Genomic DNA, 13,217 nt, shown 5'->3' on the forward strand with positions numbered 1-13,217 from the left:
TTTTAACGGGAGGTCAGGTCATGGCTATTGCCACCATTAATCCCGCAACAGGGGAGTTGGTCAAAACTTTTGAGCCAATAAACGATGTAGAAATCGCCACAAAACTAGATTTGGCACAACAAGCTTTTGAGCAGTACCGGAAGACTAGTTTTCAAGAACGAGCATCTTGGATGCAAAAAGCTGCTGACATTCTAGAGCAAGAAAAAGCAGAATATGCCAAACTGATGACGCTAGAAATGGGCAAGCCTTTCACTGCAGCGATCGCAGAAACAGAAAAATGCGCTCTTGTCTGTCGCTACTATGCCGAACATGCTGCCCAATTCCTGGCTGACGTCACTGTCAAAACCGATGCCAGTCACAGTTTTGTACGTTACCAACCTTTAGGTATAATACTTGCCGTCATGCCCTGGAATTTTCCCTTTTGGCAAGTCTTCCGATTTGCTGCACCCGCTTTAATGGCAGGGAATGTGGGGCTACTCAAACATGCTTCTAACGTACCACAGTGTGCTTTAGCTATAGAAGAAATTATACAACGGGCAGGATTCCCAAAAGGAGTGTTTCAAACTCTGCTGATAGGTGCTGCTAAAGTAGCTGACTTAATGGCAGACGATCGCATCAAAGCAGCGACATTAACCGGCAGCGAACCCGCAGGGGCAAGTTTAGCTGTCGCATCAGGAAAACAAATTAAAAAAACAGTTCTGGAACTCGGAGGGAGCGATCCATTTATTGTTTTAGAAAGTGCAGACCTAGAAGCAGCAGCCACCACAGCAACTTCAGCACGGATGTTAAATAACGGGCAATCCTGCATTGCAGCGAAACGCTTTATTGTTGCCGAAGCAGTAGCAGATAAGTTTGAAAAGTTGGTGCTAGACAAATTCCAAGCGTTGAAAGTGGGCGACCCAATGGAACCAGATACCGATTTGGGACCTTTAGCAACCCCCGATATTCTTCAGGATTTAGATCAACAAGTGCATGCTTGTGTTAAAAACGGAGCAAAAGTTCTCATAGGTGGGCATCCTTTATTAGATAGACCTGGTAACTACTACCCTCCCACGGTGCTGACGGATGTTTCTCTAGAGAATCCGATGGCAAAGGAAGAGTTTTTTGGCCCGGTGGCAATGCTATTCCGAGTAGCGGATATTGATGCCGCAATTAAGGTAGCAAATAATATACCGTTTGGCTTAGGTGCCAGTGCATGGACAACCAATTCTAAAGAACGCGATCGCCTTATAGAGGAAATCGAAGCAGGTTCGGTCTTTATCAACGGAATGGTAAAGTCTGACCCCCGATTGCCCTTTGGTGGTATCAAGCGTTCTGGATATGGCAGGGAACTGAGTATCCAAGGTATACATGAGTTTGTCAATGTTAAAACTGTGTGGGTCAAATAACAAACCACTCATAATCAACGAACAGTGACCAGCCACCAGTTAACAGTCACAAGTTACCAAGTCATTCATCAGTAACCAATCGCTGATAACTAGTTACCGTCACCGAGCGCTGCATAACCCAGAGGAATAATAAAAATATGAACACGGCTGAACTATTAGTACAATGTTTGGAAAATGAAGGAGTGCAATATGTTTTTGGACTCCCTGGGGAAGAAAACCTGCACGTTTTAGAAGCCCTCAAACATTCTTCAATTCAATTTATTACAACCCGTCACGAACAGGGTGCGGCTTTTATGGCAGATGTCTACGGACGTTTAACAGGAAAAGCCGGTGTGTGCCTTTCTACCCTCGGTCCTGGGGCAACAAACTTAATGACAGGGGTAGCAGATGCTAACCTAGATGGTGCGCCATTAGTTGCCATCACCGGACAGGTGGGAACAGATAGAATGCACATTGAATCCCATCAATACCTGGACTTGGTAGCGATGTTCGCCCCCGTTACAAAATGGAGCAAACAAATTGTACGACCAAGTATTACACCAGAACTAGTGCGAAAAGCGTTTAAGCGGGCACAAAGTGAAAAACCAGGTGCAGTACACATTGATTTGCCGGAAAACATAGCTGCTATGCCTGTAGATGGTAAACCATTGCATAAAGACAAAATAGAAAAAACCTTTGCATCTTTTGCCAGTATTAGAGCAGCAGCAGCCATTATTTCCCAAGCAGTTAATCCCATAATTCTAGTAGGAAATGGGGCAATTCGCGCTCAAGCCAGCGATGCAGTCACGCAATTTGCCACCCAGTTAAACATACCTGTTGCCAATACATTCATGGGCAAAGGCGTTATTCCCTATACCCATCCCCTGGCACTGTGGGCAGTAGGATTGCAGCAGCGAGATTTCATTACCTGTGGCTTTTCCAATACCGATCTCGTGATTGCCATCGGCTACGATTTAATAGAATTCTCCCCTAAGAAATGGAACCCTGATGGCAAAATTCCCGTTGTTCACATTGCAACAACTCCTGCAGAAATTGATAGTAGTTATGCATCTAAGGTAGAAGTTGTAGGGGATATTTCTGATTCACTTTTAGAAATATTAAAAGTCGCAGATAGGCAGGGTAAACCCAATCCTTACGCTATCAGCTTGCGGACAAATATTCGTGCTGATTACGAACAGTATGCAAATGATGATGCATTCCCCATTAAGCCACAAATGTTAATTTATGATTTGCGGCAAGTCATGGGGCCAGAAGATATTGTCATCTCTGATGTTGGCGCACACAAAATGTGGATAGCCCGCCACTATCACTGCTACAGCCCCAACACTTGCATTATTTCCAATGGCTTTGCCGCAATGGGTATTGCGATTCCCGGTGCATTAGCCGCAAAACTCGTCTATCCCGATCGCAAAGTTGTTGCGGCAACCGGCGATGGTGGCTTTATGATGAACTGTCAGGAACTGGAAACTGCATTACGCGTTGGGACACCCTTTGTCACCCTCATCTTTAATGATGGTGGCTACGGGTTAATAGAGTGGAAGCAAGAAAACCACTTTGGCAAAGGTCGTTCATCCTTTGTACATTTTGGCAATCCCGACTTTGTCAAATTTGCAGAAAGCATGGGACTGAAAGGCTACCGCGTTGAAAGCACTACGGATTTGGTTCCCATGCTTAAAGACGCCCTCATGCAAGATGTACCCGCTGTCATAGATTGCCGCGTAGACTATCGGGAAAACAGCCGCTTTACCCAAAAAGCTGGTGAATTAAATTGTGCTCTGTAAAAGTGAAGTGTTAATGGTTAGTAGTTAGTAGTAGGGTGGGCAGTGCCCACCGTTAGTTAGCTGTTGTGCGCCATAACCCTACCTACAAAAATATACTTAGAGCAGAAAAGAACTAACCCGCAACCCCCAACCATTAACCACTAACCACTAACCACTAACCACTCTCATTTCCCAAACCTAGCATCAATATCATCTGCGACTGAAGCACCATGACGGGAGTTAATTTTTAGTAACTCCCCATTCGGAGAAAGATCGTAGGTTAAAGGTTGAGTTGCAGAGATTCGAGTTTCGCCCTCCTGTGCCAAAGTCTGAGGAGGGTATTTTTTCATAAAATCTTTTAATGCCTCAATCCTTGTCGATGCAGGTAGATAATTGGAATCAAATTCAAATCCAGGGGTTTTAGCAAGAATATCCATCGCCCGCAAACATCCTTCTGGCTCAAAACCCGCACGGACAGAGGTTATATAGCCCATTCGATCGGCTTCTAATTCTTGTTCTTTACTTTGTTCTGCAAGGCGTTTCTCCAAATCTTCTGCCTTTTGAGCAACAAGGTCGTTGACACGTTTCTCCGCTTGTTGCACTCGGTTTGTATTTCGTCTTTCCAAAACACCGTTGATCAAGTTACCAATAAACCCAGGCAATACATGGTTTGCGATCGCACCTCCAACCTGAGTCACTGTTGATTCCGTGGTGGAAGCTTTCCTATTTCCCAAAACTTCCTGTTCTACTTCCTCTTTAATTTTGGCAATCAATTGAGATTTTTGAGCCTCCCCAACAAAGGTATGGCGCTTTACAGAATGACCCACCTCATGACCAACCAGACAAGCCAGTGCAGAGGAATCACCAACCAATTGGTTCAAAACCCCATTATGAATAGTTATGAGATTCTCTTCATTAGCCAAGCCACTGGTGCCATATTTCGCAACAATCTTCACTTGCCAAGGACGATTGTCAATTTCATTAGCGCGAGCAATTCTATCGACAATACGGTAAATAGCATACAAGTCCGAAGGTAGCTTGTCTTTTGCTTGTTGGTAGATACCATCTGTTGGGATTGGCTTCTTCTCAGCATCCGTTTGCGCCTGAACTGGCAGATGACTGGAAAATAAAAGTAAGCATAAGGAACTAATAGTGAGAAATTTAGTTTTCCAAGTAAGCATAATAAATAACAAGAATGCCTCAGCGACATTTCTTTTATACTCTTAGACAAAGAAATTCCCGTAAATAAAATTACACAATTGAAAAATTCTCTATAAATTTAGCTGTTACTAGATATTATTGATAATTAAGCGTATATGGATTTAGTTATCATCAGCAAAATGAGTGTTATTACGTAAAAATAAGAATCTTATTTCATTTTTGAAATCCATATAAAGTAAGTAATGCCCACCATATCAAACTGTTGATGGGCTTTAGCCCTACCTAGAGTACTTAGAGTTTTTCACGAATAACTTAGGATTGCTATATTAAGCGTTCCCTAGTTAATTATTTTCCAAATCTTCTATCTATATCATCAACAACTGAACCTCCACGGCGGGAGTTAATCCGTAAAGATGCCTTATCCCTAGAAAGGTCGTAGGTCAAAGGGGACGTTTTAGATATGTTAGCTTCACCCTCTCGTACTAAAGTCTGAGGTGGGTATTTTGCAGTTAAAGTTTTTAGCGCTTCAATTCGCTTGGGTACTGCTGGATGAGTGGTATCAAATTCAGCACCAGGAGTTCTTGCAAGAACCTCCATCGCTCTTATGCATCCTTCTGGTTCAAAACCTGCCTTAACAGAAGTTATATAGCCCAATTCATCAGCTTCAAATTCTTGTTCTCGGTTTTGCAGTGCAAGGCGTTGCTCTAACTCTTGCGTTTTTTTAGCTACAATTTCATTGATACGTTTTTGAGCTTTTCGTACCCTGTTTTGACTTTGATTTCCTAAAATATTGCCAACAACGTTACCAACAGATCCAGGTATTACACTATCTGCAACCACACCTCCAACTGCTGTTGCTGTAGCCTCTGAGGTTGCAGCCCTCTTTTCACCTAAAACCTCTTTCTCGGCTTCTTCCTTGATTTTTGCAATCAATTCAGCTTTTCTAGCTTCGCCAACAGCAATGTGACGTTTAACATGATGTCCCATCTCATGTCCAACGACACAAGCCAATGCAGAGGAATCACCAGCTAATTGGTCAAGAATACCGTCGTAAATAGCAATTAAATTTACATCGGTAGCAAAGGCATTGATATCATACTTGGGAACTGCAACAATGCGCCAAGGACTATTATCCATTCCATTAGCACGTGCAATCCGCTCTACAATGCGGTAAAGAGCGTAAAAGTCTGGAGGAAGCTCCTTTTTTGCTCGCTCGTATACGCCTGTGCTTGTTGTTGCAGGTTTTTTCTGTGTGGCAGGTTTAGCCTCTACAGGAAGAACAGCATGAGGTAATAAAAGTAGGCACAAAGAACTGATACTAAGAAACCTTGTTTTCCAGTTAAGCATAGGTTATTTACCAAAACCCATTTTTTAAGCTTTGTTTATAGTATATTTTTCTACAAAACTAGTCTTGTATCTACACTTTTATACTTGTTTTATACTAATTTTATATTTACCTTACGTAAAATTACTGCGATAGCTTCGCTACTGCCTTCGGCAGATCGCACTTTCCAGTTAATTGCAAGTATATAAAAACACAGAATTACTATAATTTAGTAAATATTTGTTTTGTCGAGTTTTCTAACGGATATAGCGGATTGTTAATTTGTGAGTCTTACAAGTAACTTATCCGTTACATCCGTTATGTTATCCATTGCCAAATTTGTTGCTTAGTAACTTGGCACTGATGGATCGATTTCCTTACTCCAAGCTTGGATTCCACCCTTCACATTGATACCCTCAATTCCAGCTTCTTTAAGAATGTTGAGAGCTTTTGCAGAACGTCCACCCATCTTACAATGGGCAATCAATCGATGACCGTTGACCAATTCCCGCACCTTAGTCACTCCATCACCGTTTTCAATATCCGGTAACGGTATCAAAACGGAACCAGGAATCTTAGCAATCTCGTACTCATGAGGATTGCGGACATCTAGCAACACAAAATCTTTTGCACCGCTATCGAGCAATTCCTTCAACTCTTGCACCGTCATTTCTTGAATTTCCATCTGCTGTTTCTCCTCTTGTGCTTTGGCTTGTGGGATACCGCAGAATTGTTCGTAGTCTATGAGCTTTTCAATCACCGGGCGAACTGGGTTGGGGCGCAGTTTTAATTCCCGGAACTTCATATCTAGAGCATTGTAAAGCAGCAATCGCCCGCTTAAGGTTGTCCCATTGCCAAGAATAATTTTCACAGTTTCGGTAGCCTGGATGACTCCAATAATCCCTGGCAAAATTCCCAGTACACCACCTTCTGCACAGGAAGGAACCATTCCTGGTGGTGGTGGTTCGGGGTAAAGGTCGCGATAATTGGGTCCGCCTTCGTAGTTAAACACTGTCGCTTGCCCTTCAAAACGGAAAATAGAACCGTAGACGTTGGGCTTGTCTAGCAATACGCAGGCATCATTGACCAAATACCGTGTGGGGAAGTTATCAGTCCCATCCACCACAATATCGTAGGGTCTGATAATATCGAGAGCGTTTTCCGAAGTCAGCCGAGTTTCGTATAAATCAACCTGACAGTGAGGATTGATTTCGTGAATGCGATTTTTTGCAGACTCAATCTTGGGTTTGCCTACCCAGGAAGTGCCGTGAATGACTTGGCGTTGTAGGTTAGAGGTATCAACAACATCGAAATCTACAATACCGATGCGTCCGATACCTGCTGCTGCTAAATACAGAAGCAGTGGCGAACCCAAACCACCAGTACCGATACACAACACACTAGCAGCTTTTAGGCGTTTCTGTCCCTCCAGCCCCACTTCTGGCAAAATGAGGTGGCGGGAGTACCTTTCGTATTCTTCTCTTGTCAGCTGGATTTCATCCAGATTGGGATTGAGCATAGCAGTTTGATGAGGAAGCGCGGATTTATTATCCTACCGAAAATTGTGGAGCATTGGGGAGTCGTGAATGGCGAGTGGTGAATAAAACATTACAAATTGATAATTATCTATTGAGCTTTTCAATGTTAGACTTATATTCTTATTTTTTTCTATTTTCTGTTCCCCACTATCTAGTACGCATCGGCAGAAATAAGGCTATCATTGTAAATCCCGATCGAGCTTCCAGTGGAAGGCTGTCACTTTCATCCTTGAGCCTTCATCCTTCATCCTTCATCCTTGGTGTACTAGTTCAAGACCTTCTTGCTGAAATTGATGGTGGTCGTCCAAAACCCAACTTTTCACGTCAGTAGCTTTGCTTCCTTTTACAGAAACAATGATATATGAGTACTCTTGCCAAGCGTACTCACGGTCAAATTCTGAGGGAATCGCCGGATTTTCGGTATGGGAGTGATAAATACCTATAATATTGAGTTGGCGATCGCGTGCCTGTTTTTGTACTTGTAACATGACTTGGGGAGCGATTGTATATCTGTGCCGTTTACTTGCTGTACTATCCCCAAAAGGGTCGGCTGCCTCTGAACCCCAAGCATTTTCTGTTGGTATGACTTCTACAACGGTTTTTGCTTCCCCTGCTAGAGAACCTAACAGTAGACCGCAGCACTCTTCTGGGTAAGTGCTTTCAGCGTGTGAGTAGATGGTTTGCAGCTGTTGTGGGCTAAGTTGAATCATTGGGTAATGATGAGAGAACGGACTTGACGGCACATGAATATCTTAGCCGCTACATCCGCTACACAAGCTGCCAATCAAGCAACAATAGAGACTTTACCCGTATCAATGTCGTAACAAGCACCTACAATTTGTAGTTTTCCCTGTTGGATAAGTCTAGCCAAAATCACTGACTTGCTTTGCAATTTGTTTCCTTGATATTTGATGTTAGCTGCGATCGCATTCTCTTGAACATTACCCTTGCTTAACCTCACCTTTTCGACACCCGGTCTAATACCCTCAACAATCAAGCCAATCCTACCAGGTGCTGGCTTTTCTTTAAGCGCCTCTAGAACTGCGCCGCATTTTCTGTGACCTAAAACGATTATAAGCTGGGAACCCAAAACCGATGTCGCATATTCCAAGCTTCCGATAGCCATATCACTGGCGACGTTACCTGCAACTCTCACAACAAACAAATTTCCAAGCCCTTGGTCAAAGATAATTTCTGCTGGTACCCTAGAATCTGCACAGCCCAATATTGATGCAAAAGGATACTGACCCTTTGCTAGCGACTGTAAACGCTTTAGCGATTGGTCGGGATACTTACGTTTTTGATTTACAAATCGTTTATTTCCATCCAGCAATCGTTTTAAAGCTTGCTGAGGATTAACTGGATTGGGATTGACTGGATTTGTACCTGCAGCCTCTGCTTGTAGCAAAGAAGTTTGTCGTTGGTACCAAAGTAAACTACCGCTAGTGGCAAAGCCAGCCACACCCAGCAAAAAATTACGACGCCCTACAAATCCATTTATTCGACTCATCAATCTCTCTCAGTAAATGAATCCAACTCACAACAGTTTGGCTGTTGGCTGGAACATACCAGATTCTGAAAGGATGCGAGAGTTAGCGTCTTACGGTTTAAAGAATTGTTAATTGTTAGTGATTAGTGGTTAGTAGTTAGTGGTTGGTGGTTAGTGCCCCTTGCCTGCCCCCAGATAAAGTTCGCCGACTTTGGGATCGTTCAACAATTCCAAACCAGGACCGGAGATAGCATCGCGCCCGGACTCCAGTACATAACCCCGATGTGCCATTTCCAAAGCTTTACGGGCATTTTGCTCTACAAGTACAATTGCCGTCCCAGAGCGATTGATTTCTTTAATCTGCTCAAACACCTGTGTGACAAGGATGGGAGACAAAGCAGCAGACGGTTCATCAAGTAGTAACAAACTGGGTTCTAACATCAAGGCTTTGCCCATTGCTAACATTTGACGTTCCCCACCTGAGAGGGTTCCAGCTCTTTGGTGGCGGCGGCTGCCTAGTTTGGGAAACATAGTAAATATCTTATCTTTAAGCGGTTTGAGGGGCACATTACGCACAAAAGCACCCATTTCTCTGTTATCCATAAAGGTGATGCCGCGATCGATGGCTGTGCGAACAATACGTATACCCAATTCCTCATCAACGTGCTTCAAGCCGATGTGCCAACCACCCAGCCCGATGGCAGAAACTCTCTCTCCTGTACTCCCAAGAACTCGGTATTGCATTTCTGAGTTTGACGTACTTCCTGACATTGTTTCTCCTTATATGCCAGCTACTGCTTCAGTACACATAGCCATGAGCCAATTCAAACACAAAAAATAGTTGGCAATCTCTTCCTAAAGACACTTATCTCTAAAAGAGAGTGAAACTATAACTCCAAATCATTGTCATCTAAATAACATTATCAATAATAACTAAACTAGAATATCTGCCTTAGGACAAAGGTTGAAACAAGAAAGCAAACCATAAGCTAAAGGGGTCTGTATTCATCTGCTCAAGGCATCACTGAATCAGCACAAACCACAATGAAAGCTCGCATTGATTCCATCTTGGAAATTAACAAACAATTTTAGCGAAACAAAATAATTGCTCTTGAGAGCATCTCATTTTACATTGGCTCATTCATCAATCAAAAGGAGGAGATTATCATGCCTAACTTATCAAATTTACGAGTTGCAGTATTGGCAACAGATGGGTTTGAAGAATCCGAACTCACAGAACCCGTGCGGGTACTCAAAGAAGCCGGCGCAAGGGTTGAAATTCTCTCAACCAAATCGGGACAAATCCAAGCGTTTAGGCATCACGATAAAGGAACGGCCGTAAGTGTCGATCGCGTTCTTGATGAAGCACAACCAAACGAATACGATGCAGTGTTGTTACCTGGTGGCGCACTGAATGCCGATACCCTAAGAATGGAACCAAAAGTGCAATTCTTCCTACAGCAAATGCAGCAAGCAGGTAAACCCTTCGCTGTCATTTGTCACGCTGCATGGGAATTGGTATCTGCTAACTTGGTTCAAGGACGTACTTTAACCAGTTATTTCACGATTCAAGATGACATTCGTAACGCAGGCGGTAACTGGGTAGATCGGGAAGTGGTCGTAGATGGAAATTGGGTCACGAGTCGTCAACCAGATGACCTCCCTGCATTCAATAGGGAAATGTTGAATCTATTTGCACAATTCACACCGACGGCATCTGGCTCGCGTTAATTGATATTTCTACAACGGCTCTGTTTGTAGGTTGCAATTTTGTTTAAAGTTTAGAAATCATGTCTATTTCACTCAAACCCCTCCAAAACCAAGTCATTGTCATTACCGGTGCCTCCAGCGGAATTGGCTTAGTGACCGCTAGAATGGCAGCACAAAAAAATGCAAAGCTTGTCCTTGCGGCTCGTAATGAGGACGCCCTCCGTCAACTTGTAGACGAGATTAATAGCAAAGGTGGACAGGCTATTTATGTCGTTGCTGATGTAGGGTGCGAAGAAGACGTTAATCGTATTGCTGAGGCAGCGATCGCCTCTTTTGGAAGTTTTGATACCTGGGTCAACAACGCGGGTGTATCTATCTTCGGTCTTTGCCAAGACGTTTCGATACCGGACATGAAGCGGATGTTCGATACCAACTTTTGGGGAACCGTTTACGGCTCGCGTGTTGCCGTCAAGCACTTTAAAGAGCGGGGAGGTACCGGGGCACTTATCAACATCGGCAGCTTTTTTGGAGACCGGGCAACACCAGTTCAGTCAACCTATTCAGCTTCAAAACACGCACTTCACGGCTGGACGGATGCTCTTCGGATGGAGCTAGAGGCACAAAAGGCTCCTATCTCAGTAACGTTGATTCACCCCGGACGGATTGACACTCCCTATAACGAGCACGCCCGCAGCTATATGCCCAAGCAACCCGCCCATCGCGGCATGATATATCCACCGGAGGCAGTAGCTGAAGCAATTTTGTACTCAGCAGAGCATCCAAAACGGGATATGTTTGTTGGCTTTCAGGCTAAGTTCTTCGCCGTGCTGGGTGGTATATCTCCACGCTTGATGGACAAGTTGATGGAGATATGGATGTTTCCTTCCCAGCAGTCCGATCGCCCCTCGCGAGACCGAGAGGACAATGCACTCTATCGGGCTGGCTATGGCATGCACGAGAGAGGAACGCATCAGGGATGGATTCGCTCGAATAGCTTATATGTGAAGGCAACGAAGCACCCACTTCTTACAACTGTGACTGTAGCTAGTCTGGGCATAGCTATCTGGTGGCTTGCAACATCTGTTGTCTGATGGTACTGATGGATATTGCATTGAGCATTGCGAACAGCGATCGCAGCTACAAGAACAAACCATAGCTGATTATGTTACCACAAGATACCTTGGATTGAGTACAAACTTATACAAGCAGGACCCAAACTCAAACCCATAAAGAGGCTTTTTCTATGACGACAACAATCCCAAGCCGAAGGACTAACTCAGCTCCCAATCCACCTGCTCCCTACACGGGATTCGATAGGCTATTTATTGGTGGGCATTGGGTCACAGGTCGCTCTGAACATAAACTGCGCCCCATCGATCCGTACCGCCAAACCGCGATCGCAGAAATTCCGGCAGCGGATATGCGTGACATCGAAACAGCTTATCAAGAAGCCCAGCGTGCTCAAGTGGCGTGGGCAGGGGCATTGCCCAGTGAGCGAGCAACTGTCATGCGCCGTGGGGTTGAAATCATGGAAGCCCGTCGGGAAGAAATTATCTTGTGGTTAATTCGTGAAGCAGGTAGCCCGCGTGCCAAGGCGATAGTGGAATGGAAAGCAGCTCGCGATTTGATGGAACAGGTCGTTTCTGCTCCCTATCGCGCCGAGGGTCGCCTGCTCCCGTCCGACATACCGGGTAAAGAAAGTAGGGTCTATCGACGCCCAGTGGGTGTAGTGGGCGTGGTTAGTCCTTGGGACTTTGCACTGCATCTTGCCAATCGTTCGGTTGCTCCTGCCCTTGCGTTGGGAAACGCGGTTGTCTTGAAACCACCCTCCAATACCCCCATTTCTGGAGGTTTGTTACTTGCCAAAATATATGAGGAAGCAGGGCTTCCACCCGGCGTACTTAGCGTTGTTGCGGGTCCTGCCCGTGAGATCGGGGATGCCTTTGTGAGCCACCCCATACCGCGTGTCATTACCTTTACAGGATCGACCAAGGCTGGTCGGCATATTGGTGAGCTGGCGATGTCCAGCCCCATGATGAAACGTGTTTCCTTAGAACTAGGCGGTAATAGCCCCCTTGTCGTTTTAGATGACGCCGACCTCGACCTGGCTGTAAACGCTGCCGTATTTGGCAAGTTCTTAAACCAAGGTCAAATTTGCATGGGTACAAATCGCTTGATTGTTGATGAGCGTGTCCATGACGAGTTTGTGGATCGGTTTGTCGATCGCGTTCGCCATCTGAAAATAGGTGACCCCAATGACCCGGATACGATTATAGGTCCCATCATCAATGAAGCTCAGTTAAAGTCACTGCTCAAGCACATTCAAGAAGCGCGTCAAGAAGGTGCTCGTCAACTGCTTGGTGGTGAACCCGATGGACTGATGCTACCACCCCACGTCTTTGTGGATGTCAACAATCAGATGTCAGTTGCGCGTGAGGAGTTATTCGGACCCGTTGCTCCAATTATTAAAGTTCGCAATGAAGCGGAAGCATTACAAGTGGCGAACGACACCGAGTACGGCTTATCGAGTGCGGTGTTTAGCCGCGATGAGGGACGTGGACTGCGCTTTGCAATGCAGATGCAAGTAGGGATGACGCATATTAACGATCAAACGGTAAATGACCTACCGAACGCTCCCTTTGGTGGCGAGAAGAATAGTGGTGTAGGACGCTTTGGCGGCGATTGGATTATCCAGGAGTTTACTACCGACCACTGGATTACAGTCCAACATAACCCGCGCACATACTTATTTTAAAGGCGTACCAGGAGTAACTAACACAGCAAGCTACAGCAAACAAACTATTTCGAGCGTGAATGGGGATAGTTTGTAGTACTTCAGTACCCTTG

General features: G+C 44.8%; 10 protein-coding genes and 1 pseudogene. 5 read left to right on the forward strand and 6 right to left on the reverse strand.

Annotation, left to right across the window (positions count from 1 at the left end; genetic code table 11):
* Window positions 1-20: 20 nt before the first annotated feature.
* Together ACYRY3_RS13290 and ACYRY3_RS13295 are read left to right on the forward strand one after the other, a co-directional pair.
* On the forward strand, window positions 21-1,388 hold the full coding sequence (locus tag ACYRY3_RS13290) for an NAD-dependent succinate-semialdehyde dehydrogenase (RefSeq protein ID WP_460202129.1): 1,368 nt from the start codon (window positions 21-23) through the stop codon (window positions 1,386-1,388).
* Window positions 1,389-1,501: 113 nt separating this feature from the next.
* Window positions 1,502-3,169, forward strand: a complete 1,668-nt coding sequence (locus tag ACYRY3_RS13295; RefSeq protein WP_460202193.1) for an acetolactate synthase large subunit — start codon at window positions 1,502-1,504, stop codon at window positions 3,167-3,169.
* 164 nt (window positions 3,170-3,333) lie between these two features.
* Here the strand turns inward: ACYRY3_RS13295 and ACYRY3_RS13300 are convergent, their stop codons facing one another.
* From ACYRY3_RS13300 to ACYRY3_RS13325, 6 genes and pseudogenes are all read right to left on the reverse strand, one after another.
* Complete coding sequence (locus ACYRY3_RS13300; RefSeq protein WP_460202130.1) at window positions 3,334-4,329, reverse strand: M48 family metalloprotease; 996 nt, start codon at window positions 4,327-4,329, stop codon at window positions 3,334-3,336.
* A 325-nt stretch (window positions 4,330-4,654) separates the two neighbouring features.
* Entirely contained in the window at window positions 4,655-5,656 is a 1,002-nt protein-coding gene (locus ACYRY3_RS13305) for a M48 family metallopeptidase (RefSeq protein ID WP_460202131.1), read from the reverse strand.
* 323 nt (window positions 5,657-5,979) lie between these two features.
* Window positions 5,980-7,152, reverse strand: a complete 1,173-nt coding sequence (gene moeB, locus ACYRY3_RS13310) for a molybdopterin-synthase adenylyltransferase MoeB (protein WP_460202132.1) — start codon at window positions 7,150-7,152, stop codon at window positions 5,980-5,982.
* Window positions 7,153-7,422: 270 nt separating this feature from the next.
* A complete protein-coding gene (locus ACYRY3_RS13315) occupies window positions 7,423-7,881 on the reverse strand; it encodes a M67 family metallopeptidase (RefSeq protein ID WP_460202133.1) in 459 nt (152 codons plus the stop codon).
* Window positions 7,882-7,955: 74 nt separating this feature from the next.
* Window positions 7,956-8,681: a carbonic anhydrase gene (locus ACYRY3_RS13320; protein ID WP_460202134.1), complete on the reverse strand. Its 726-nt coding sequence runs from the start codon at window positions 8,679-8,681 to the stop codon at window positions 7,956-7,958.
* Between the two features lie 150 nt (window positions 8,682-8,831).
* A pseudogene (locus tag ACYRY3_RS13325) lies at window positions 8,832-9,260 on the reverse strand (ATP-binding cassette domain-containing protein); the annotation flags it as partial.
* A 567-nt stretch (window positions 9,261-9,827) separates the two neighbouring features.
* Between ACYRY3_RS13325 and ACYRY3_RS13330 the strand changes: the two are divergent.
* The 3 genes from ACYRY3_RS13330 to ACYRY3_RS13340 all read left to right on the forward strand — a co-directional run bounded on the left by ACYRY3_RS13330 (window position 9,828) and on the right by ACYRY3_RS13340 (window position 13,125).
* A complete protein-coding gene (locus ACYRY3_RS13330) occupies window positions 9,828-10,391 on the forward strand; it encodes a type 1 glutamine amidotransferase domain-containing protein (protein WP_460202135.1) in 564 nt (187 codons plus the stop codon).
* A 59-nt stretch (window positions 10,392-10,450) separates the two neighbouring features.
* Window positions 10,451-11,461: an SDR family oxidoreductase gene (locus ACYRY3_RS13335; RefSeq protein ID WP_460202136.1), complete on the forward strand. Its 1,011-nt coding sequence runs from the start codon at window positions 10,451-10,453 to the stop codon at window positions 11,459-11,461.
* A gap of 152 nt (window positions 11,462-11,613) precedes the next feature.
* Window positions 11,614-13,125: an aldehyde dehydrogenase family protein gene (locus ACYRY3_RS13340; protein ID WP_460202137.1), complete on the forward strand. Its 1,512-nt coding sequence runs from the start codon at window positions 11,614-11,616 to the stop codon at window positions 13,123-13,125.
* Window positions 13,126-13,217: the final 92 nt, after the last annotated feature.

The organism is Scytonema sp. NUACC21 (assembly GCF_054684315.1).